At 46.8% G+C, this 23,332-nt stretch carries 18 protein-coding genes; 14 read left to right on the forward strand and 4 right to left on the reverse strand.

Translation table 11 applies throughout. The features are described from left to right. From P364_RS0127280 to P364_RS0127300, 5 genes are all read left to right on the forward strand, one after another. On the forward strand, positions 1-972 hold the full coding sequence (locus P364_RS0127280; protein WP_024633200.1) for an ABC transporter permease subunit: 972 nt from the start codon (positions 1-3) through the stop codon (positions 970-972). Positions 973-986: 14 nt separating this feature from the next. Further along, the gene (gene rbsB, locus P364_RS0127285) at positions 987-1,916 is read left to right on the forward strand and encodes a ribose ABC transporter substrate-binding protein RbsB (protein ID WP_024633201.1); all 930 of its coding nucleotides are present in this window, start codon (positions 987-989) and stop codon (positions 1,914-1,916) included. Between the two features lie 187 nt (positions 1,917-2,103). Then, on the forward strand, positions 2,104-2,469 hold the full coding sequence (locus tag P364_RS0127290) for a hypothetical protein (RefSeq protein ID WP_024633202.1): 366 nt from the start codon (positions 2,104-2,106) through the stop codon (positions 2,467-2,469). Positions 2,470-2,581: 112 nt separating this feature from the next. Beyond that, positions 2,582-3,154: a TetR/AcrR family transcriptional regulator gene (locus P364_RS0127295; protein WP_024633203.1), complete on the forward strand. Its 573-nt coding sequence runs from the start codon at positions 2,582-2,584 to the stop codon at positions 3,152-3,154. A 307-nt stretch (positions 3,155-3,461) separates the two neighbouring features. Then, complete coding sequence (locus P364_RS0127300) at positions 3,462-4,217, forward strand: SDR family NAD(P)-dependent oxidoreductase (protein WP_024633204.1); 756 nt, start codon at positions 3,462-3,464, stop codon at positions 4,215-4,217. An 83-nt stretch (positions 4,218-4,300) separates the two neighbouring features. On the opposite strand, the gene P364_RS0127305 is transcribed toward P364_RS0127300, so the two are convergent. From P364_RS0127305 to P364_RS0127320, 4 genes are all read right to left on the reverse strand, one after another. Then, on the reverse strand, positions 4,301-6,010 hold the full coding sequence (locus P364_RS0127305) for an extracellular solute-binding protein (RefSeq protein ID WP_024633205.1): 1,710 nt from the start codon (positions 6,008-6,010) through the stop codon (positions 4,301-4,303). Then, positions 6,004-7,737 (reverse strand): sensor histidine kinase, encoded by a 1,734-nt coding sequence (locus tag P364_RS0127310; protein ID WP_024633206.1) that lies wholly within the window; start codon positions 7,735-7,737, stop codon positions 6,004-6,006. The genes P364_RS0127305 and P364_RS0127310 overlap by 7 nt, the downstream gene beginning before the upstream one ends. An 18-nt stretch (positions 7,738-7,755) precedes the next feature. Then, positions 7,756-9,393, reverse strand: coding sequence for a response regulator (locus P364_RS0127315; RefSeq protein WP_024633207.1), 1,638 nt, complete (start codon positions 9,391-9,393; stop codon positions 7,756-7,758). Positions 9,394-9,562: 169 nt separating this feature from the next. After that, a complete protein-coding gene (locus P364_RS0127320) occupies positions 9,563-11,101 on the reverse strand; it encodes a glycoside hydrolase family 31 protein (RefSeq protein WP_024633208.1) in 1,539 nt (512 codons plus the stop codon). Positions 11,102-11,413: 312 nt separating this feature from the next. Between P364_RS0127320 and P364_RS0127330 the strand changes: the two genes are divergently transcribed. From P364_RS0127330 to P364_RS0127370, 9 genes are all read left to right on the forward strand, one after another. After that, a complete protein-coding gene (locus P364_RS0127330; RefSeq protein WP_052016805.1) occupies positions 11,414-12,703 on the forward strand; it encodes an ABC transporter substrate-binding protein in 1,290 nt (429 codons plus the stop codon). Positions 12,704-12,778: 75 nt separating this feature from the next. Beyond that, a complete protein-coding gene (locus P364_RS0127335; RefSeq protein WP_024633210.1) occupies positions 12,779-13,648 on the forward strand; it encodes a carbohydrate ABC transporter permease in 870 nt (289 codons plus the stop codon). Between the two features lie 12 nt (positions 13,649-13,660). Continuing rightward, positions 13,661-14,497 carry a carbohydrate ABC transporter permease gene (locus P364_RS0127340; RefSeq protein WP_024633211.1) on the forward strand — a complete coding sequence of 279 codons (837 nt, stop codon included), beginning with the start codon at positions 13,661-13,663 and terminating at the stop codon, positions 14,495-14,497. Positions 14,498-14,709: 212 nt separating this feature from the next. Further along, positions 14,710-16,614 carry a DUF4832 domain-containing protein gene (locus P364_RS0127345; RefSeq protein ID WP_024633212.1) on the forward strand — a complete coding sequence of 635 codons (1,905 nt, stop codon included), beginning with the start codon at positions 14,710-14,712 and terminating at the stop codon, positions 16,612-16,614. Between the two features lie 252 nt (positions 16,615-16,866). Continuing rightward, positions 16,867-19,446, forward strand: coding sequence for a glycosyl hydrolase (locus tag P364_RS0127350; RefSeq protein ID WP_024633213.1), 2,580 nt, complete (start codon positions 16,867-16,869; stop codon positions 19,444-19,446). 159 nt (positions 19,447-19,605) lie between these two features. Next, positions 19,606-20,043, forward strand: a complete 438-nt coding sequence (locus P364_RS0127355) for a ribonuclease (RefSeq protein WP_024633214.1) — start codon at positions 19,606-19,608, stop codon at positions 20,041-20,043. A gap of 15 nt (positions 20,044-20,058) precedes the next feature. Beyond that, positions 20,059-20,334 (forward strand): barstar family protein, encoded by a 276-nt coding sequence (locus tag P364_RS0127360; protein ID WP_024633215.1) that lies wholly within the window; start codon positions 20,059-20,061, stop codon positions 20,332-20,334. Between the two features lie 482 nt (positions 20,335-20,816). Beyond that, positions 20,817-21,992, forward strand: coding sequence for an FAD-dependent oxidoreductase (locus P364_RS0127365; protein WP_024633216.1), 1,176 nt, complete (start codon positions 20,817-20,819; stop codon positions 21,990-21,992). A gap of 82 nt (positions 21,993-22,074) precedes the next feature. After that, on the forward strand, positions 22,075-23,289 hold the full coding sequence (locus tag P364_RS0127370) for a GNAT family N-acetyltransferase (protein ID WP_024633217.1): 1,215 nt from the start codon (positions 22,075-22,077) through the stop codon (positions 23,287-23,289). The last annotated feature ends 43 nt before the right edge of the window (positions 23,290-23,332 follow it).

Raw genomic sequence — 23,332 nt, forward strand, 5'->3', positions numbered from 1 at the left:
ATGACAACTTTGCAGGAAAACCAATCCGCCAAAAGCGGCTTCCGCTTGACGAACCTGACACAGAAATTAGGTCCGCTGCTCGGGCTGATCATTCTGATTATCATCGTATCGGTATTAAATCCAAGCTTTTTGGAACCGCTTAACATTCTGAATTTATTGCGTCAGGTTTCAATTAATGCGCTGATTGCTTTTGGTATGACGTTTGTCATTCTGACTGGGGGCATCGACTTGTCGGTGGGCTCTATACTGGCTCTATCTAGCGCCTTTGTAGCCAATATGATGCTGTCCGGCCTGGATCCGATTCTGTCGATCATTATCGGGGTTGCGCTCGGCGGTGTTATGGGTATGGTGAACGGATTGATGATTACGAAGGGCAAGATGGCTCCGTTTATTGCTACATTGGCAACGATGACGGTGTTCCGGGGATTGACGCTGGTGTATACGAATGGTAACCCAATTACAGGGTTGGGCGACAGCCTGCTGTTCCAACTGTTCGGTCGTGGTTATATGCTTGGCATCCCGGTGCCAGCGATCACAATGCTGATTACCTTTGTAATTCTGTGGACGATACTGCACAAAACGTCCTTCGGTCGTAAAACGTACGCGCTTGGTGGCAATGAGAAAGCATCCATTATCTCAGGTATTAAGGTTCACCGCGTAAAAATCATGATTTACTCCCTGGTAGGTATGCTGTCAGCGCTGGCAGGCGCAATCCTGACCTCCCGCCTGAATTCCGCGCAGCCAACAGCAGGTACTTCATATGAGCTGGACGCCATTGCTGCTGTAGTTCTGGGCGGAACAAGCCTATCAGGTGGTAGAGGACGGATCGTCGGTACATTGATCGGGGTCCTGATCATTGGCGTGTTGAACAATGGTTTGAACTTGCTCGGAGTGAACTCATTTTATCAAATGGTTGTAAAAGGCGTCGTTATTGCCATCGCTGTCCTGTTGGACCGCAAGAAAACGGCTTAAGGAGAGAAGCGAACATGAAAAAACTAACCATATTGCTTGTAAGCGTAATGATGATCGTTCTGGCTGGATGCTCTCTGGAGCCTCCAGGCTGGGCCAAGCCCGACTCTGCCGGAAGCAATGGACAGAAGAAAATCGGCCTGTCGGTTTCCACGTTGAATAATCCCTTCTTTGTTTCCCTCAAAGACGGGGTTGTTGCAGAAGCCAAAAAACAAGGAATTCAGGTCATCGTGGTTGACGCGCAAAATGATTCGGCCAAACAAACCAATGATGTGGACGACCTGATTCAACAAGGTGTGGATGCCCTTCTGATTAACCCAGCGGATTCCGCGGCAATCTCTACGGCCGTTCAGTCTGCCAATAGCGTGGGCATTCCCGTGATTACACTGGACCGTTCAGCAGACAAAGGCGACGTGGCAGCATTGGTTGCATCCGATAACGTCAAGGGTGGACAAATGGCAGCGGAATATTTCGTAGAACACCTTGGCGAGGGAGCAAAAGTAATCGAACTTGAGGGCGTACCTGGAGCTTCCGCAACAAGAGAGCGGGGGAAAGGTTTCCATGAGGTTGCCGACCAAAAACTTAATGTAGTTGCCAAGCAATCTGCCGATTTCGATCGCTCCAAAGGTTTGAATGTAATGGAGAACTTGCTGCAGGGCAACCCTGACGTGCAAGCGGTATTTGCCCATAACGATGAAATGGCACTGGGCGCGATCGAAGCAATCCAAAGCTCTGGTAAAGACATTCCCGTAATTGGATTTGATGGTAACGATGATGCGATCAAATCCATTCAGGACGGAAAGCTGACGGCCACCGTCGCTCAGCAACCAGTACTGATTGGCCAGCTCGCTGTGCAAGCTGCTCTGGATGTGCTGGACGGCAAGCAGGTAGAGAAATCAATCCCGGCGGAATTGAAGCTGGTGACCAAGGAAAACGCAAACAACTAAATGATGATGTACATCCCGTTCTGGACAAAATGTCTAGGCCGGGATTTTCCTTTTTATTCGTCTGGTATGGTGGAGACGATAGTTATCCATTGAAACCTGAGGTAGTTTTGGCTCATTATAATATTGATCCCATCACGTTGGGCATGTAAATTAGTTGTATGCATGAGGAAAGGAGAGACAGCACCACATGGAAAATGTTTCAGATGAAGAAAAATTGGAATCCATCCAAGCCTTCCAATCGACAATTCGTAAATCAGAAAACGCCTTGACTAGTTTGACCCAGAAAGGTAATAACACGACTCTATTAAAGAAACGTCTCAACGCTTTATACATCGGCTTAGCGATGCTGGAAAAGGCCTGGAACCAAACACCTCATCAGTATACAAAGGAAGAGATAGCCGAAGCTCAACATGTTTTGACTGGTTTATTCCCATCACTTTTGAACATGTATAGTAAGTCAAAAGCGGGCAGCCCTCAAAAAACGCTTTTAAAAAGAAGAATGAAAGCATTCGAACGAGCTGTTCGAGCCATGGATGATTTTGCAACTAAATAAACCCCTCTTGGTTTAAGCCGCACATGTAATCCATAACTAATATATGCACTTGTTCATTTCCAGTTTGCCGATGGTTGACTTCAATGTATAATGTTTATTCGAGGTGATGACGATGGCAAGATCCAAAGAATTTGAAGTAAATGAAGTATTAGATAAAGCCATACATTTGTTCTGGACACAAGGATATGAGAAAACTTCAATGCAGGATTTGGTTGAGTTTATGGGCATCCACCGAAGAAGCATCTATGATACGTTTGGGGATAAGCATGCTCTATTTATGAAAGCTCTTGAACGATATGAAACAAAGCAGACGAACAAAATGAGCTTTTTGATTGACACACATAAACCAGTTAAAGAGATCATTCGGGCTTTGTTTGAGTCGACAATAAGAAATGAAGGACAACCTTTAGGATGTTTTCTTGTAAACTCAGGGGTAGAACTGGGCGTGTTGGATCCTGAAGTAGCATCTTTGGTTAATGAGAGTTATTTGCGAACAGAGGAATTCTTAAGTAACCTTGTTCGGGAAGGCCAACAAACGGGCGAAATCAAGGCTGACCTTGACCCTTTAGTTATTTCTCACTATTTAATGAATGCATGGGTGGGTATACGTACGTTGGTTAAGACCACTACCGATCAGCAAAAATTAAAAAATATTATGGATATGACATTATCCGTCTTAGACTAATAGAGGTTTACAGCATGAGAAGCAAAAGGAATTACCTTCATGAAGGATGGTTTATTTTAGTGATACAGGTTCTTGTCCTCTTAACGTTATGGAGAACTTGTATCGCAAATCTGGAAAAACTCAAAGTTCTCGTTCCAACAACATGAAATATGAATCAGAAAATAATTCTTTACTGTTCGTTCTAGAAATGCTATTCTAAATAGCAAGTTAGATCTACTGTTTTTTTTACACTATTAAGAACGATCGTTCTAAATTAATTATGAAAGCTTATCTACACTAAAATACATGTTGAGAAGGAGAAAACAGGATGAAATATACAGTTATTACGGGGGCAAGTTCAGGGATTGGATATGAGACAGCATTGGCGTTTGCGGCACGAGGCAAAAACTTAATCTTGGTCGCTAGAAGATTGGACAAATTAGAAGAACTCAAATCAACAATTCAAAGTAATGATCCGTCTGTAAATGTTATTGTTCATACAAGTGATCTATCGGATACAAGTCAAGCATACACACTGTATAACACGCTTAAGGAATACCAAATTGAGACTTGGATTAACAATGCCGGGCTGGGGGAAGGTTCTTTTGTAGCAGAACAGAATCTGGAAAAAGTTGAAGCCATGCTGCGTGTGAACATTGAATCCTTGACGATCCTTTCTACACTATATGTGCGAGATTACGCAGATGTAGAAGGAACTCAGTTAATTAACGTTGCATCCGCACTCGGATATGCCATAGCTGTTGGAAGCGTTGCTTATTCGGCATCAAAATATTACGTGAGTGCCTTTACAGAAGGGCTGGCTAAAGAGCTTGAAATCAAAGGTGCAAAACTTAAAGCAAAGGTCCTGGCTCCAGCTATAACGGAAACGGAATTCGTGAAGAAATCTTTAGATACAGAAGAATTTGATTACAAAGCAAACATGTCTAAATACCACACCGCCAAGGAAATGGCTGGCTTCATGTTAGATTTATATGATAGCAGTGAAACAGTAGGGATTGTAGACCTGAACTACAATTTCAATCTGAGAGGTCCAATCTATCCAATTATATCTGAATTGCATTAATATCATAAAACATGGCGTACAATTCAACATTGTGCGCCATGTTTTTAATTTTTAGATAACCCACAGAAAACAACTATTATTGATTAATTTTTCCCCAGCGATGTGTACCATTCGTTCACCTCTTCAGTTATCTTATCACCGCCTAGCTCGTGCCATCTAGCGACGACGAGATCGAAGCTTGACAGATGCTCCTGTCCGTACACGATTTTGAGCATCGCATCATGCAGTAACTCGTCAAGGGCGTCGCCGATTTTTTCCATCGTCGGCGTCGGCGCTCCGGTGAAGGCGTCTGTTTTGTAGACAGAAGGATTGCTTTCGACGATTTGCCAACCCTTCAGCTCCTGTGGCGTACGCAGCAGCTTGTTTTTGATGTCATATGACGTCTGATTGGATGCACCGCTGTTGATGCGAGCAATGGATTGACTGAGCAAGTTAGGGACCGAGGGGAGCGACAGGCTTAGGAGATACTTTTGGGGGTCCGCAAATCCGCCTGGAACCTGGCTTTCCAGGAATGTCACCTTGCCCTCTTCATAGCCGTAGTCGTAGCCTTCAGCGATACCCCAACGATAGGGCGAGCCAGAGGGAGGATCGACAAAGTTGTCATAAACAAAGTTCATATAATTGAAAAAAATTTCAGGATTCTCCATATCTGCGTTGATGGCAATTGCACCATACTCCGGCGGCGTGCCGCGCGTACCGGATAAGCCGCTTGGCCCGACGGGGATCGGGTATGCCTCGAACCGGGCCTCCGGCACATTTGCAGTCACATCCCCTAGCGGCCATCCTGCTGCCCACAGCGGCGCCACAATCATGCCTGCCTTGCCCAGCTTCCATGATTCCGTCGCTTGAACCTCATCGAGAATCTCAGCATCCTTTGGCACGTAGCCTCGCTCCATCCAGCGCTTCAACGTCGTTAGACCTTGCCGAATACTTGGCTGGACCGATCCGTAAGACAGAATTCCTTCATCGTTTGTGCTCCAAATGTCTGGCATCTCCCCGTAAGCACCAAACACGAAGCCCGCATCCGACATCCAGGTGAAAAACGAATTTTTGAGGCTGATGCTAAGTCCATAAGTGTCGTCTTTACCATTGCCGTCCGGGTCAAGATGAACGAATGCATCCATGACATTCTCCATCTCATCAATGGTGGAGGGGGCCGACAAACCAAGTTTATCGAGCCAATCCTGACGGATGTACAATACCTCGTTCGAGTTCATGTTGCCGTCGAGGATCGGTATTGCCATTTTTTTGCCGTTGATCATATACCGGTCCCACGACTCGGGCGCCTGTGCCATGGCTGCTTTCCACTTGGGTGAGGCATACTGCTCGAACAGCTGTCCTACATCGCGGAAAGCACCGGAGCGCAGCAGCGGATACATATTTTGTCCACCCTTGAATGTGACGATGTCGGGAAGTGACTGACCGGTCGCGATCAAGGTGTTCAGTTTATTGATGTAGACGTCCTCATCACCCGTCGTCGTCCAGAGGTAATTGACCTTGATGCCAAGCTTGTCCTCAAACAATCGGCTCAGTACGTTGTTCTGAAGATCTTCACCGTTTTTGAAATCGATGTCCGGGTAGAGATGCCCAACGGTCGTCAAGACCACCGGAGACTCATATTTCCCACCGATGAATGAAGGGGCAGGTCCTGTAGGCGTGTTCTTTTTTTCCTGAAGTTGGGAGGGTACTGTTGGATCTTCCCAAAAGATGAACGAAAAAATCATGACGACGAGGAACAAGATCATCGCGAGGCCAAACAGCCCTGTCTGCTTTAACCATTTCCAGATTAACATATCTCGGTAACCTCCTGTTTACGGACAACTTTCCAGCGCAACGTCACCTGAAGTCCGCCCAATTCTCCATTAGCCAGCTCCATATCGGCCTCTGAGCCGAGCACCGCTCTCATCCGCTCATATACATTGTGGAGCGCCCACGCAGTATTGGCGTCCGCGCCATAATAGATTGCATTACGGAGCGTGCCGATGCGACCAGGCTCGACACCACAGCCGTTATCCGCCACAATCAGCTCACAGTATTCTCCGTCGGAATGACCTGTAATCTGGATGTCTCCGACCGTGCGAAGCGACTCAATGCCATGCAGAATGGCATTTTCCGCGAGCGGTTGCAGCAGAAGCCGCGGTACCTGTAAATCGAGAAGATGCTCCTCGACGTCAATAGTGAAAACGAAGCGGTCCATCTGAAGACTCTGGATCGTGAGGTATAACCGGACAAGCTCAAGCTCGTCCCGCACCGTTGTATATGTGTTCTCGAACTTGATCGTTTGCCGGAAATAACGGCTTAAGCTTATGGACATGTCAATGACGGCCTGCTTCTCGTCAAGTTCGGTCATACTTTTGATAAACGCAAGCGAGTTGTACAGGAAGTGCGGCTGGATCTGGGAGTGGAGCTGTCGCAGTTTTGCCTCCTTCGAGCGAATCTGTTCCATGTAAACCCTTTCAATTAACTCTTTGATTTCTTTGGACATCTCGTTGAAGCGGTCAAACAAATACATGAATTCGTCATTACTCTCCTGGCGAAGTGTGATGGAATATTGACCGGATGTGATTTTTCTGACGCCCCAGAGCAGTTTTCGTATCGGGATCTGCACGTCCCGGTACAACAACAGGGCGAGCAGAATGCTGAACAGAAGTAGGAAAACGCTTGAGAAATAGTAGAGACGCTGATTGGCATAGATCGGATTGAGCACCTCACTGATCGGGGTATAATCCACGATGTACCAATCTTTGAAGTTACTCAGAGCAGAGAAATTAACGAGGTATTGCTCACCGTCCAGTTTAATAAGTCGGTTACCACTCATCTCTTGGCCAATCTCAAGCCGCCGTGTCAATTCATGGATGAAAGGAAGCTTCTCTGTATCGCTTGCCAGCACATCCCCAGCTGCAGACAACAAAATTGCGCTGTTGTCGTTCGTTCCCTTAGCACGGTCCAAGTAAGCAAGTACATTTTTAGTATCGATCTTGGCCCTGACGACATAAGAGACTTCCTCCGGATCAAACCGGAAAGTGTACGGATGCGCCAAATAATACGTCAAATACCCGCCGTCGCCCGTCTGCTCATACTGCCAGAACGGGCGGAAGTGTGTCTCCAGGTACAGTTCGCTTAGCTTCGACGAAGAGGACGTTGAAGAGAAAGCTGAGCTGTCCTCATCGTAGATCACCATAAATTCGGCGTTCCAGTTGTTCAGGGCATGCAACAAGTTCAACTTGTCCGACACCCGCAGCTTCAACTTGTTCAGTTCAAAATCTCCTTCCAGAAAGGAAGGAGTCGCAAGCAGTCGAACATCTTTGTCGAGTACGAGAAAATCGCTAAAGGACGATACTTTGGACAGATTATTGTCGATGTCTCCGGCCAGGAAAGTGAGCTCATTCAGCTTCACGCGTTGAATTTCCTGCTTGATGAGCCGCACACTGGAGCGGTTGGTCAGGTAGTACAGAAGCAGGGTAGAGACAAGTAGTAGAAAGATGACAAGCACAATTTTTGTGAAAATGGTTAGTTTCATTAAAGTGTCCCCGTTCGGTCAGGAGGATTGGTGACGGAAGTCTTGCGGTGTCAGCCCAAAATGCTCTTTGAACAACTTGATGAAGTACTGCGGCTTATGGTAGCCGATCGTTGTCGCAACGTCGCTAACCTTGAGCTCTGGCTGCTCGATAAGTATTTCCCGCGCCCGCTGCATGCGCACTTTGTACAAGTACTCGCTAATATTCTCGCTTGCCTTGCTTTTAAATAGAGCAGACAGGTAGGCGGGGTGCAGGCCGACGTGGTCCGCTGCCGTCTGCAGCGTGGCATCCGCGAGATGCGCGGTGATGAATTGCTGGACCTTACGGATGAGCGCCACTTGCTCGTTGTTCCATTCACTTTTGGTCATCTCCCGCAATTGCTCCAGCGTGGACATTATCCAATGCTGAAGCTGGTGCATATGGCGAAACCGGTTGGTTTCAGCGGCCTTGTCCAGCTCCGGGGGGAGAATCTCAAGCAGGCTGAGTCCGTTTTTGTGGGCAAAAAAGCTGAAGGCGCCCATCGCGTGATAATAGAGCTCAAGCAGTGTCTCCCGTGAATCCATTCGCTTGTTTGTCACCTCAAGGAAAATGGCGTCCCACTTGGCAGCGATCGCCTCCCACTGGTAAATTTCGAACAACTGGATCATCGTAGGCGATTCGTATAGGCTATGGACGCGGTAGGGCTTTTCGGGCACTAAGGCGTCCTGCAGGCGGATTAAGAGGTCCGTCTCACCGCCAAGATGGCGAGTAAGTATAGCCAGTGAATCCTGGTAAGTCTCACGCAGGCCGTGAGCCATTACCTGCCAGTGGCTCACGACGATTGAGATGCTGCTTTTGAGAAAATGTCTGACGTGTTGCTGCAGTCTGGCAGCCAAATGTTCGAGGGACCGCTGTCGATGAACCTCCGGTTCCGCCTCCCGCGCTAGCCATGACTCTTCCCGCACATTGAGAACGAAGACTTCATGCTCGTACGCATCACGTCCATGCCACACATGGAATAACTCGGAGAATGTTTCCTCAGCGATATTGGCGACGGCTGAGGAGAGCAGGGACTGGTCCATCCAGTTCGACTCCTCTGCAGACGATTCAATGCGGAGGAGGCATATTGCAGTTTCGTCGCTCGGACAGAACGGCAACCGGTAATAGGCCATTTTTTCTTCGAGCAGCTTGGGAGGCAGCTTTCTTCCTTGAAGCAGATCAATGAGCAGCTTCTCTCGAAACAAAGGCATATGTTCGCTGAGCATGCTCATGGCCTTCTCCTGCTTGCCACGTTCGTCCCATTCAAGGCGGAGCACTTCCGTGAGTTGGCGCAGCATGTCGGCCAGCTCCCTTTGGTCGACCGGTTTGAGCAGGTAACCATCCACCTGCTGTCTGATGGCCTCCTGCGCGTAGTCCCATTCGCTGTAGCCGGATAGCAGAATGCTTTTGAAGTGCTTGTCGTATTTTTTTATATGCTCAATCAGCTCCAAGCCGGAGATTCCGGGCATTCGAATATCGGTAATGATAATATCGACGGGATAGCTCTTGCAATGTTCAAGTGCCTCTTCGCCAGAGAAAGCCTTGTGAACCTTGCCGATGCCGAGCGCTTCCCACGGCATGGTGCGTTCGAGACTGTCCACGAGATGAGCATGATCATCAACGATTAATAGCTCATACATGCTTAGATCCCCCAGTCAGTTTTCGGTTGTTACAGTTGGCGTATCTTCAATCTTTTTATTATCTGAGCATAACTGTTCCTTTGTCAATTGGAGTTCGAAGAGTGTAGCAAGTAGCTCTCGGATGCCTGTAACTATCAGGGGAATCTTATATTTCTTGGAGATATGCCTCCTATTGAATTTTGCGATACCAGGGCAGACGTGAGAGGGGAGCATCAACTTGCAATTCGGTTGGCCCATTGATGATGTTTCCATCATCGCCTTGCCATTGACCCTCAGGGAAAACTACGGTTCTGGACGTCAGTCCCTTAACGACGACTGGCGCAACGAGCAGATTCTGACCAAGGAGAAACTGATCATTTACGAGCTCATAGTCGCACTCGGGATATTCGAACTCCAGGCTGCGCAGTATAGGCAGGCCGTCTGAAGCGGCTTGGCGAGCAAGGTCGAGCAGTTCGGGGCCAAGCTCAGATCTTAGCCTTACGGCGTCAAGGCACCAGGTTAGCTCCTCACCGTTCAACACGCGCCATGGTGCCATGGAAAACTGCATAACAGGAAACAATGCGGCACACTGGGTATACCTTACGAACAACTCGCTGTCAAAGTGAAACTCCGGGGAGTTGATGTCGCCGTCCATACCGCCACCGATCATATCGGGGCAGTTAAATGCATAGCCAAGCAGTCCCTGAGCAATTGCGTTCGGAATGAGTCCGCTGAGCCCCGTAGCGTCCCACGTATGTGTCTTGTCCCGCTGGCGCTGGATGAGGCCCTGGCCACCGAGCTTCCAACACATCCGCAGCTCAACCAGCGAGTATCCAACTCCGAGGTTGGCGTAAGCTTCGCAGTCCTCAAGCAGGCGCAGGGGACGAGTCCATGCAACGGGCTGGGTCGTGTCCGCTCCGCCCGGCAAGATCGGCTCGCCAGCGTCAAGCTTAAAACCATCAACGCCGTAATCCGTGATCAGACGATCCATCTGCCGTTTGAACCAAGCCGCACCTTCCTCTTTCGTATAATCCACAACTGCGCTGTAACCATTCCACCAATGTCGGATTAAGGGCGTATTGTCCCTACCTTTTAGAAGCAGATCTGCCGCCCGCAATTCCTTAAACATCGTGCAGTCCGGACTCACGTATGGGCACATCCAGAGCATCACCTTGAAGCCCATGCCGTGAAGCGTATCCATCATCTCCCGGGGATTCGGGAACCTGTGCTTGTCAAAGTCCCATATGCCATAATCCTTCATCCAGTTGTCGTCGATAATAAGGACGCCGGGCGGTAGCCCGTTCGCTAGAATGGATTCGGCATAATGGATGATTTTCTCCTGCGTGGGGTTATAGAACATCTCGACCCAGGTACAGTACTGCGGAGCTGTGAATACCAGGGCGTCGGGTACCTGCTGTGACGGCGGGAAATGTGTACCGGCAGCATGACGGTATGCACCCTGTAGTGTGTTGAGCTCCTCCTTCACGACGACCTCACCAGCGATATCAAAAACGGAAAGCCTATTCTCATCCACATGAAAAGCAAATGGCTCCTCGCTCCAAATATATCTGCCCTTATTAGAGAGCAGCAAAGGCGAGGCCTGATTGTCGTCTGTCATGCGCAAATCCCTCGTATATGCAATCTGGCCAAACGGCATGGAGCTGCCATCGTTGATTACACCGCCCCACCAGTATTCACCGGGCAGACGGTTGATTGAGATATTATTCATGGGAGAATTCTCCTTTGGAATTGCGGACAAAATCTTGTGGAATATTTGCCCCAATCGCTTGAATTTTGATACGGCTTTTATTATGCAGAGATCCTCTGCCCTTTGGAAGGGGATCTTAAAAATGTGGTTTGAATCTTAAAATTTGGGCATTTAAACCGGATTTTCCCTGATTTATGATGAGAACGTCAAGAGCTCATGACGATCGATTGGCGGAAAAAAGCGCAATTTTTCCGTCCTCCAGCTTTTTGAACATGACTGCTGAAGTAAAAGTACAATCTTCATTTTTCAAGAAAAGTCGAGGGGAGTATTACGATGAACATGAGAAAAAAATGGGTTGCAGGGCTCGCCAGCTTACTGCTCGTCTCGTTGATGGCCGGCTGCAATAATTCAAACGACGGAGGCGGGGCTACCGACAGTGGTTCCCAGAAAAAGGTTACGATTTCTTATACGATATGGGACAAAAACCAGCAGCCGGCAATGGAGGCGATCGCTGATGCATTCACAGAGCAGCACCCGAACATCGAGGTGAAGGTTGATGCTATTCCGTGGGGCGAATATTGGACGAAGATGTCCGCCGCAGCACCAGCAGGAATGTTGCCCGATGTATTCTGGATGCATGGTGGTCAGTTTATGAAGTACGCAGAAGGCCAGTTCCTCGAGCCGATCACGGACAAGGTGCAGGCGGGCGAAATCGATCTGGACAACTACGCGTCCAACCTCACCTCTATCTATACGCTGGACGGGCAAAACTACGGTATTCCAAAGGACTTTGATACCATTGGACTCGCTTACAACAAGGAGCTGTTCGATCAGGCGAATATTGCGTACCCGGACGACACGTGGGATTATGCCAAGCTTGCTGAAGTCGCCAAACAGCTAAGCCAGCCAGACAAGGGCATTTACGGTTTTGGCGCAAAGCTGGATACCCAAGCGGGTTACTGGAACGACATGTTAGCGAACGGTGGTTTCATTTTAAATGACGATATGACGAAATCCGGTTACGACGAACAGGCATCGATTGAGGCACTAAAGGCTCGTTATCAGATGATTCTTGATAAGGCTTCGCCGACGCACCAGCAGATGACCGACACGGATTCGGTCGAAATGTTCAAGTCCGGCAAGCTCGCGATGATTTTCGACGGATCTTGGGACAACGGCAATTTGGCAAGTAGTGAAATTATCAAAGGAAAGTACGATTGGGCACCTCTGCCGAAGGGCAAGGTCAAACGCGGCAATATCATTAATGGCATCGGCAACGTCATGTCTACTAAGGGGAAGCACAAGGATGAAGCATGGCAGTTCCTGAAATTCCTCGGCTCCAAGGAGGCCGCTGAGATCACGGCCGAGATGGGTGCGGCGATTCCGGCGTTCAATAACACGCAAGACGCATGGGTGAAGAACAATCCTGATTTGAACCTGCAGGTATTCATTGATCAGGCGGCGGACGCGACTCCGTACCCGAGTGGTTCAAAATCATACCCAGTCTGGTTCTCGAAAGAAGCAGAAATCATGTCACAGGCATGGGGCGGTGCGATATCAATCGAAGAAGGCGCCAAGAAAGTGGCGGAAATGATGAATCAGGCGATTGAGGACGCAAAGTAAGCTCCCTACGCCAGGCAAAATTGTCGATGGTATTCCGGTTAACGGAATACCTATGGCACAAATGAGGTGAAGGCAATGCATTCGAAAAGCAGGTATGTATGGGCTTATATGATGATCGCTCCGACGTTGATCGGAACGCTCGTTTTTTGGAGTTGGCCAGCCGTTTATTCCATTTATCTGAGCTTCCTGAAGTCCGAAAACTTCGGCCTTGTCAACCACTGGGTTGGTTGGGCCAACTACGAGAGATTATTTATGGACGAGGAGTTCTGGGAAAATCTACGTAATACGATACTTTATGTCGTGCTGTTTGTGCCTACGACGATTATACTTTCCACGTTTTTTGCCGTACTGCTAAACGCGAAGATCAAGGGCCACTCTGTCTACCGGGTCATTTATTTTCTACCGCAGGTTACGATGGCGGCCGCGGCTGCTATGGTGTGGGTCATTATTTTTGCGCAGGATTATGGACTACTAAACTCCGTACTCGGCACCCACATTGCGTGGATATCTGACAAGCGCTTCGCCATGTATGCCCTTGTCATGGTCGGCGTTTGGGGCGCGATCGGATTTAACATGCTGTTGATTCTGGCCGGGCTTCAAGGAATTCCACGCATTCTTTATGAGGCTGCTGAGATTGATGGCGCTGTCGGCTTTCGCAAGTTTCGTTCCATTACGCTCCCGCTATTAACACCGACATTATTTTTTACGTCGATCGTACTCGTGATCGGTGCTACACAAATTTTTGACAGTATCTATCTGATTATCGGTAAAACGAATGTTGCACTACCCGCGGTGCGTTCTCTCGTATACGCTTATTACCAAAATTCGTTTATCTACTACGATCAGAACTATGGAGCTGCCATCGTCAACATCTTACTAGTGATCAACCTGGTTTTGACGGGTATCCAGTTCATGCTGCAAAAAAAATGGGTGATTTACGATTGAGGAGGTTCGAAAGTGAGCAGAGTTGTCTCTTCGAAGCATAGAAACAACCTTATTATTCATTTGGTTCTGATCGCTGGGGCAGCCGTCATGGTGCTTCCATTTCTCTGGATGATTCTTACGTCGCTCAAGACGACGACGGAGGCCACCCAGATTCCGATCACCATACTCCCTGCGGAGCCAAGCTTCAGAGGCTATGTGGACGCCCTCAGGCAATCAGCCTTCCTGCATTACTATGCGAACACGCTGATGGCTGCGTTCATGAAGACGTTGTTCCCTGTTGTCTTCAGCGCGATGGCCGCCTTTGCGTTTGCACGCATTCGTTTTCCGGGTAGAGGACTGTGTTTTTTTCTGATCATTTCGGTCATGATGATTCCCAACCCGGTGTTCTATACACCGCAATATTTGATGATGAGCAAACTTGGATTGGTGAACACGACGACCGCACTTTGGATCACTTCGCTCGTCAGCCCATTTGCGACATTTTTGCTGCGTCAATTTTTCCTCGGCATCTCCAAAGAGTTGGAGGAAGCAGCAGTGCTCGACGGGTGCAATCCGTTCCAAATCTTTCGCTATATCATGCTGCCGCTTGTCAAGTCAGCGCTGGTTGCAGTCGTTATCATCCAACTGCTCTGGTCATGGAATGAACTACAGTGGCCACTAATCATCAACAGTTCACCGGAAAAATTGACGCTGTCAGCAGGCCTTGCCACACTTGTTTCCATGTTCGGTACGGATTATCCTGTATTGATGGCTGGTGCGTTCATGGCCGTCGTTCCGATGCTCATACTGTTTTTCATTTTCCAACGGAGATTCATCGAGGGCGTCGCCTTCAGTGCCAGTAAGGGATGACCCGATGACCTTTTGGATCATGTCCATGTAATCTGAGAAAATTGGCTGGGCGCGTACCACCACGTTTACTAGCTATTTGCAACAAGTAGAAACGAGATGTTTGCTCACTAATGCGTAGAATTCCGAGCTGGAGAGGGGGTGAGTATGGCTGGGGAGTAAGTACATTGCCCTTTTTAATAGATAATCCCATACGAATAGGAGTGAACGATGCAATGTCGAATGCAAGACTTGCAAGGCTAGGATTGATGATGGCCGTCTTTTGTCTACTAGGCTCGATCGTGTTTATGAACTTCAAGCCTACACATGCCTACGCGTCCGGAGAGTGGCAGGTTCAAACCTATGACCCGAACAAAGCGGGGCTGGAGCTAAATCCACTGAAGGGCTTTTTACCCTTCTCCAAGCTCCCTTCGGAAAGTGTTGATCCGAACAACAGTTTCCCGCACAGCATGGAATGGTTCTACGTTTCGCTTCGGGACCTGATGACGGACTGGAACACGTACAACTGGGCACCGCTGGATGCCTATCTGAATGACATCGCTAGTCGGGGTAACCAAGCGGCTTTCCGCGTCTACGTCGACTATCCGGGTCGTACGAGTGGTATTCCGCAATTTCTAATCAACGGGGGGCTTATGACCCGGGATTATGACCAGAATGGCAACCACGATACATCTACGCACAGTTTGGCCCCCGATTGGAACGACGCTAATCTGAATCAGGCAATGCGACAGTTCGTCGCCGCACTTGGGGCCCGCTACGATGGCGATCCTCGGATCGGCTTCTTGACGACAGGGTTATACGGCTTCTGGGGAGAGTGGCATACGTGGCCCTACAATACCGATCCAACAAATTGGGAGATGAACCAGAGCAACCGTGACGGGCTGCTTTCCGCATTCAAGGGTGCGTTTCAGAAGACCCAGGTATTGGCCAGGTACCCTTATTCGGCAAGTACAACAGATTTGAAGAACTCTTTTGGCTACCATGATGATTCTTTTTCATACGAAACGCTGTTCGAAAATGATTGGGGATTCTGGAATTTGATTACGCAAAACGGCCTGCAGAACATCTGGAAGACTCATCCGATTGGCGGTGAACTCTATCCACCGCTCCAGCAGGATGCGAGTTTTTGGCAGCATTGGCCCAACCAAAACGGTGAGGACTTCCAGACCTCAGTCGAAACGACTCACGCCTCTTGGCTAATGTACGATCGTGTGTACAAAAATTCTCTACCGGATGAGACGGCTAAGCTTAATGCGCTGCGAGCTCATAAAATGCTTGGCTACACGCTGTACAATTCCTCTGTACAGTTGAGCGATTCATCGGCGTCTTCACTGCAAGTCAACGTCAAACTTCAGAATAAGGGTGTCGCCCCCTTTTACTACAATTGGAAGGTTGAGTTTGGTGTACTGAATGCTGCTGACACATGGGTTAAGTCACTCGGCACGGAATCGTGGAATCTGAAAAGCATCTTGCCTGGAGCCACGGACTATTCCTTCTCGTATAGTGCGAATCACAACCTTCCAGCCGGGGACTACAAGCTGGTCATGCGAGTTGTCAACCCACTTTCCGGTGGCAAAACCCTTCGCTTTGCGAACACCCGTCAGGATGCAAATCGAGATGGCTGGCTGACATTGTCCGGTTTCCATGTTTCTGCGAGTGCCACGACTTCTACAATACTGACTGATCCACCCGTGACGCCGGTTACACCTCCGACTTCTGGTGTTAGCAGCTATGAGGCAGAGGCAGTAGGGAATACATTAGGGGGTTCTGCAGTCATTGCGGACTGCACGACTTGTTCAGGCGGTAGAAAGGTGGGCTATCTAGGCAACGGTAGTGGCATGCTGAAGTTCAATGGTGTAACAGTACCGTCCGCAGGCAACTACAAATTGACCATCCAGTATCTGAATGGCGAGGCTTCCCGAGCCGCCATATTAAGTGTGAATGGAGCGGCGGGTACGACGCTCAACTTCCCAAGCTCCGGCGGCTGGACAACAGTTGCCTCCCAGGAGACGACCGTGCATTTGCAAGCGGGGTCCAATACGCTTCTATTTTCCCAGCCGACGGGGTACGCGCCGGATATCGACCGCATCTTAGTGAGTGTTACGGGTACGGGAGGGTAAAAAGAGGATCCACGTTCTCCTTCCAGTAAACAGTGATGAGAATGACTCTTACTGTTAACTGGAAGGGTATTTTTCATGAGAAAAATTTTAGAGTAGGGGTGTTTTTGAGAAAGAAGAGAACGGAGTGCTAACTTTTTTTGTCCATATATTTGCAAAAATTGATACATATGCTATGTTTACAATGAAAGCGCCATCATGAGTGAACAGAGGAATCATTCTTTATCATATTTTAAAATGGGAAGGAAGATGATAATGAAGATTTTGCTCAAAAAGACAGGCGTATTAATGCTGGCATTGACTCTGCTTCTTGGATTGATGACGGTACCCGTTCATGCAGATTCACCACTTTTCACGATCGAAAGCGAAAACGCTTTACTTTCCTCCGATCTTCAAGTGACGACAGAAATTTACGGACAACCCAAGCCCGGATTTTCAGGAAGTGGATTTGTCTGGATGCAGAATTCCGGCACGATAACCTTCACTGTGACTGTCCCGGAAACGGGCATGTATGCTATCTCCACCCGATATATGCAGGAGTTAAGCGCTGACGGCAGACTACAATATTTATCCGTTAATGGCGTTACCAAGGGCTCATATATGCTGCCTTATACAACCACATGGTCTGATTTCAATTTTGGATACCACAAGCTGAACCAGGGAAGTAACACAATTCAGCTGAAGGCTGGTTGGGGATTCGCTTATTTCGACACCTTCACTGTGGATTATGCCAATCTGGATCCCCTGGATGTTCAGCCTGTCCTCACCGATTCTCAAGCCACACCCGAAACACAACTTCTGATGAATTATTTAACCGAGGTTTATGGCAATCACATTATCTCCGGACAGCAGGAGATTTACGGAGGCGGAAATGATGGCAATACGGAGTTGGAGTTTGATTGGATTCATAATTTAACCGGGAAGTATCCGGCTATCCGCGGATTTGATTTTATGAACTATAATCCACTCTACGGATGGGAAGACGGTACAACGGATCGAATGATCGATTGGGTGAATAACCGGAATGGAATCGCGACCGCTTCCTGGCATATCAATGTGCCCCGAAATTTCACGACCTACCAGCTTGGGGATCATGTGGATTGGAAGGAGGCCACCTACAAGCCAACAGAAACCAATTTTAATACAGCCAAAGCGGTGATTCCAGGTACGAAAGAATATCAATTCGTAATGAGTACTATTGAGGATCTGGCGGAGCAGCTGTTGATTCTGCAAGATAATAATGTGCCGGTTCTTTTCCGGCCATATCATGAGGCGGAGGGCAACGGTGGGTTAAATGGGGAAGGCGCGTGGTTCTGGTGGGCTTCCGCAGGTGCGGATGTGTACAAACAACTATGGGATCTGCTCTATACTGAACTTACAGAGACGTACGGGTTACACAACTTGATTTGGACTTACAACAGCTACGTGTATAATACTTCTCCTGCATGGTACCCTGGTGACGATCAGGTAGATATTGTCGGTTATGATAAATACAATACGATCTACAACCGGAATGACGGTCTGTCGGGTGTACCGAATGAGGATGCTATTACCTCGATCTTCTATCAGCTGGTTGATTTAACTAACGGCAAAAAAATGGTGGCCATGACAGAGAACGACACCGTCCCCAGTGTACAGAATCTGACGGAGGAAAAATCAGGATGGCTCTACTTCTGTCCATGGTATGGAGAGCATCTCATGAGTTCCGCCTTTAATTATCCGGCAACTCTGAAAACGCTTTATCAAAGCGATTATGTGATTACGCTGGATGAACTGCCTAATTTGAAGGTTAACAATCCAACATCAAACGCGTCCCTCACACCTACAACCGTTGAATTTGACCAAAACACGCCCAATCCAAGCGACAAAACCATAACCGTGAATTTTAACGGTAATACGTTAACCGCTCTCCGGGTAGGTACAACTACATTGACTGCAAATCAGGATTATACGTTAAGCGGAAGTACGTTGCTGTTGAAAAAAGAATTCTTGGCCGGGTTGTCGGTTGGCGATCATTCTATCGTTTTTGATTTTAATCAAGGACAAGACCCTGTATTAAAAGTTAAAATTGTTGATTCCACACCAAGCACAAATGCTGTAATTTCGCCCGCGAATGCTACATTTGATAAAGCAGCGAATCTAGCGCAGGATGTTTCCTTGTCCCTTACCTTAAACGGAAAACAGCTTACAAGCATATCGAATGGAAATTATACACTTGTATCGGGCCAGGATTATACGGCATCAAGCACAGCCATCGTTCTGCGTAAATCCTACCTTTCCACGCTGCCGCTAAGCCAGAATACGATAACGTTTCATTTTAACGGAGGAAATAACGCTGTTCTTACAGTAAACGTAGTGGACAGCAGTGTTTCAGTACCCTCTGGGGACTTGACGATCCAAGCCTTTAACGGCAATAGAAGTGCGTCCACCAACGGAATCTCACCTCGATTCAAAGTGGTCAACAGCGGTAATTCGGCGATTCAATTGAGTGATGTGAAAATAAGGTATTATTATACGATTGACGGGGAAGAAGCACAGAGCTTCTGGTCTGATTGGGCCAGTGTCGGGAGTGCAAATGTAACCAGCAAATTCGTTAAATTGGCAACGCCAGTTACCGGAGCGGATTATGTTTTGGAAGTTGGTTTCTCGAGTTCTGCTGGAACACTTCATCCCGGACAAAGCGCAGAAATTCAAGCACGGTTCTCCAAAAACAACTGGTCCAATTACAACCAGGCTAACGATTACTCGTTTAAGGCATCCAGTACTCAATTCGCAGACCATGAACAGGTTACCGGGTATATCAACGGTCAACTGGTTTGGGGGATCGAGCCGTAAGCAGGCAAGAATAATATAGGTTGGAGCGGGGGATTTCCTGCTCCAACCTTTTATTTTGGGGATGGCTGAAAGTCCGAGAAAAGAATATAAAGAGGAGTCTACGAAAGGAACATGTTATGATAGGGAGGATGCTAATTTTTCAGAAGGAGATCAAAATCAATGTTTGCAAAAAAATGGTTAGGTGCTTTGCTTATTATTCTGGCGACCATCCTGTTTACAGGCTGCTCACTCGAAACGGTTTCATTAGATGGCTCATCTCAAGAGAATGCAGCTCTTACGCAGTTTGATGAAGTAGCCAAGTATATTTCGGAGCATAATGAACTTCCGGAAAATTATATAACCAAGAAAGAAGCTAGAGAATTAGGATGGGAGCCTAGCAAAGGCAATTTGGAAAAAGTGGCCCCAGGCAAAAGCATAGGCGGTGACGTATTTCAAAATCGGGAAGGGCTGTTGCCTAAGAAAAAAGGAAGAACTTGGTACGAAGCAGACATTAACTATTCGGGAGGAACGCGGGGCAGTGATCGGATTTTATATTCCAATGATGGATTAATCTATAAAACAACGGATCATTACCGTACGTTCGAACAAATCGAATAGGGAAAGGGTGATATGATGAAAACCGTAGTCATCAATGGAAAGGATATTCATGGTAAAGAAGAATTACATGACGTGCTTCAGACCAGACTCGAATTAGGTCAAACGTATGGTCGGAATTTGGACGCATTATGGGATTGCCTGACTGGATTTCTCCCTATGCCACTTACCATTCAGTGGATTGATTTTGATGCAAGTCGGAAGTCTCTTGGAGAGTACGCAGATCAGTTGCTAGACCTGATGCATGAAGCTGAAGAAGAGCTGGAAGGATTTACATTGGAGTTGAGAAACTAGTTGGTTAGTGTGAGGCAATAAGATGGACCCATTGAAAGTCGCTATTTTAGCGGCTTTTTTTTGTGAGTATGAAATCTTGCCTCAAATGAGAGGACCAACACATGTCTGGATTTTTATAAGCAGAAGACTAACGTGTTTTAATGTATGGTGAATAGCATTTAGTTCAATAATTTAGTTAACAGGTTTACAATAAATTTGGTTGTAATATTTTTATGAGTAGAGGGGTTAACATTTAAATTGGAAAGAGAAACACAGCAAGAATTTTATCGGTTTCAAGCTGAATGTCAGAATGTAATGATACTTTCTTAATTCTAGCATGTTTTTTCTAAAAACAAACGTTAGTATTCTATGATATGGACATCACCACGTTATTATTTGACAATGATAATCTTTATCAACTATTATTGTTTACAGGTAAATAATATTTTAATGGTATTCTATTTATCTTAACAATTCATTAAAGAATGAAGGGAGATTTTCATATGTCAAATAAAAATGCCCGTATTGCTATCATTGGTGGAGGTCCTTCGGGATTAACGCTGGCTCGTATTCTGCAGCAAAATGGAATGAAGGCTACTGTATATGAGCGTGAACCATCCTCCAACTCTCGTCAACAAGGCGGCACACTTGATATGCATCCTGAGTCAGGTCAATTTGCATTGGAGGTAGCTGGACTGATAAAGGAATTCGAAGTGAATGCTCGTTATGAAGGTCAGGACTTACGACTTCTGGATAAAACCGGAAAAGTCTATTGGGACGAAATATCAGGTCCCGAAGATAACCATAGACCTGAGATAGACCGTGGCGTACTTCGCAAATTGTTATTGGATTCTATTGAACCAAACACAATAAAATGGGGCCATCACCTAAAAAGTATACATTCACTAGACAACGGTCAGCTTGAGTTGCATTTTGAGAATGAGCATACAGAAATTGCAGATCTTGTTGTTGGTGCTGACGGTGCCTTTTCAAAAGTTCGTGAGTTTCTCTCGGATGTGCAGCCGAGCTATACGGGAATAAGCGCGGTTGAGATGGGGATATCAAATGTTGATGAAAATCACCCGGATTTAGCCGAGTTTAACGGGAAAGGGAGTATGTTTGCATTCCAAGATCAAAAAGCGATTATGGCTCAACTTAATGGTGACGGCCGTATCCGAGCTTATTTGGCTTTCAAGATTGAAAAAGAATGGCTGGATAATTGCGGTATTAACTTCGAACAGCCAGCAATGGCAAAAGAATCTCTGCTCCAATTATTATCCGATTGGAGTGATGACTTGAAAAATTACATTCGTTATTCTGATGGAGAGATGTTGCCTCGTAGAATCTATATGCTGCCAATCGACCACAGCTGGACGCATAAGGACGGGGTCACTCTCATAGGAGATTCTGCACACTTAATGTCTCCATTTGCAGGAAAAGGAGCGAATATTGCCATGCTTGATGCAGCCGAGTTAGGTTTATCTCTTGCTAATCACAGCGATCTAAAAACGGCTTTAGAGCACTATGAGGAAAAAATGTTTGCATATAGCTCTAAAGCAACACTGGAATCGGATATGAATCTTAAGCTCAGCTTCTCACATAATGCAGCGCATAAGTTTCTGGATATTATCCTTAGAGATTCGACAGGGAAACTTAGAGAGGTAAAAACAAGCTCTTAATCATTATGATCAGATCATTGCCAGCATTATTCTGAAGCAATTGGTAAATAATATAATTTAAAACTAAGGGAGAATAACTGGCATGCACCGTAAGCAAAATTTAAAAATGAAAAAAGTGGATTTATCCCATTTAGAGCAATATAGTCAGCTGTTACGATATGTATTTCAGGTTACTCATAATGATCTTCACAAACATGGATGGAAAGAAAGCGAAATCCTCCATGAGAAGTCACCTGTTTTACAACAAGCTGATGTACTTGGATGGTTTGACGGAGAAAAATTGATTTCTCAGGTATCCATATATCCATTTGAGGTTCGGATATTTAACCAAACTTACGCTATGGGTGGCGTAACAGGTGTAGGTACTTTTCCTGAATATTCCGGTCAAGGCTTAATGAACAAACTGCTGCTGCAAGCTCTCACCAATATGCGTGAAAAGAAACAATCCATTTCTTATTTGTATCCGTATTCCATACCGTATTATCGACGTAAAGGATGGGAAATCATTTCTGATAAAATTGTATTCGAGGTTCAAGACTTCCAATTACCCAAAAACAAACCCGTTCCAGGAGATGTGGCACGTGTAGAACCCGAAAGCGAAGATGTGAGGACGGCTTATGAACGTTTCTCCATGCAAACTCACGGGGCCATGCTGCGAAAAGAACTTGCGTGGAGTGAGTACTGGCGCTGGGATTCAGATGACTTAACTGCAGCTGTCTATTATGGGGAAGATGGTCAGCCTGATGGCTACATATTATATTGGATTGAAGAAGAAGTATTTCACGTCAAAGATATGATTTTTATTCATGAAGAGGCACGAAGCGGACTGTGGAATTTCATTAGTGCGCATTTTTCAATGATTTCCAAGGTAGTTGGTAATATTCATACGGATGAACAGCTTGCCTTTCTGCTGGAAGATGCTGATATTAAGGAAACGATTTCCCCTTACTTTATGGCACGGATCGTAGACATAGAGCAATTTATTTCAAAATATCCGTTCAAACCCGCAGCGATGGAGAGAGAATGGACCTTTACATTGCAGGACCCTTTGCTGTCCTGGAATCAAGGCACATTTACACTACACATTGAACCGAATGGAAGAGGAAGAGTGGTTCGAAGTCAAAGCCGACGCAGTGAAGACAGCATAAACATCCAAACCATGACAACCATGTTGTTAGGCTATAAGCGTCCTGAGTATTTGCATAAGATTGGCCGCATTAAATGTGATCCAGTAACGCTTGATTTGTTAGAAGATGCTATCGAGCAGCAGGCGCCTTACTTTTCGGATTACTTTTAATATTCAAAGTAGGGATTGGCAATACCTCGATTTCCGTCTGAAA

It is taken from the genome of Paenibacillus sp. MAEPY2 (assembly GCF_000499205.1).
Taxonomy (GTDB): domain Bacteria; phylum Bacillota; class Bacilli; order Paenibacillales; family Paenibacillaceae; genus Paenibacillus; species Paenibacillus vandeheii.

What these genes read in the sequence shown, in the direction of transcription:
- P364_RS0127290 (WP_024633202.1), top strand. Translation starts at nt 2,104, where the DNA reads ATGGAAAATGTTTCAGATGAAGAAAAATTGGAATCCATCCAAGCCTTC.
- P364_RS0127280 (WP_024633200.1), top strand. Translation starts at nt 1, where the DNA reads ATGACAACTTTGCAGGAAAACCAATCCGCCAAAAGCGGCTTCCGCTTG.
- P364_RS0127300 (WP_024633204.1), top strand. Translation starts at nt 3,462, where the DNA reads ATGAAATATACAGTTATTACGGGGGCAAGTTCAGGGATTGGATATGAG.
- P364_RS0127370 (WP_024633217.1), top strand. Translation starts at nt 22,075, where the DNA reads ATGCACCGTAAGCAAAATTTAAAAATGAAAAAAGTGGATTTATCCCAT.
- P364_RS0127355 (WP_024633214.1), top strand. Translation starts at nt 19,606, where the DNA reads ATGTTTGCAAAAAAATGGTTAGGTGCTTTGCTTATTATTCTGGCGACC.
- P364_RS0127365 (WP_024633216.1), top strand. Translation starts at nt 20,817, where the DNA reads ATGTCAAATAAAAATGCCCGTATTGCTATCATTGGTGGAGGTCCTTCG.
- P364_RS0127310 (WP_024633206.1), bottom strand. Translation starts at nt 7,737, where the DNA reads ATGAAACTAACCATTTTCACAAAAATTGTGCTTGTCATCTTTCTACTA.
- rbsB (WP_024633201.1), top strand. Translation starts at nt 987, where the DNA reads ATGAAAAAACTAACCATATTGCTTGTAAGCGTAATGATGATCGTTCTG.
- P364_RS0127350 (WP_024633213.1), top strand. Translation starts at nt 16,867, where the DNA reads ATGAAGATTTTGCTCAAAAAGACAGGCGTATTAATGCTGGCATTGACT.
- P364_RS0127360 (WP_024633215.1), top strand. Translation starts at nt 20,059, where the DNA reads ATGAAAACCGTAGTCATCAATGGAAAGGATATTCATGGTAAAGAAGAA.
- P364_RS0127305 (WP_024633205.1), bottom strand. Translation starts at nt 6,010, where the DNA reads ATGTTAATCTGGAAATGGTTAAAGCAGACAGGGCTGTTTGGCCTCGCG.
- P364_RS0127295 (WP_024633203.1), top strand. Translation starts at nt 2,582, where the DNA reads ATGGCAAGATCCAAAGAATTTGAAGTAAATGAAGTATTAGATAAAGCC.
- P364_RS0127315 (WP_024633207.1), bottom strand. Translation starts at nt 9,393, where the DNA reads ATGTATGAGCTATTAATCGTTGATGATCATGCTCATCTCGTGGACAGT.
- P364_RS0127330 (WP_052016805.1), top strand. Translation starts at nt 11,414, where the DNA reads ATGAACATGAGAAAAAAATGGGTTGCAGGGCTCGCCAGCTTACTGCTC.
- P364_RS0127320 (WP_024633208.1), bottom strand. Translation starts at nt 11,101, where the DNA reads ATGAATAATATCTCAATCAACCGTCTGCCCGGTGAATACTGGTGGGGC.
- P364_RS0127345 (WP_024633212.1), top strand. Translation starts at nt 14,710, where the DNA reads ATGTCGAATGCAAGACTTGCAAGGCTAGGATTGATGATGGCCGTCTTT.
- P364_RS0127335 (WP_024633210.1), top strand. Translation starts at nt 12,779, where the DNA reads ATGCATTCGAAAAGCAGGTATGTATGGGCTTATATGATGATCGCTCCG.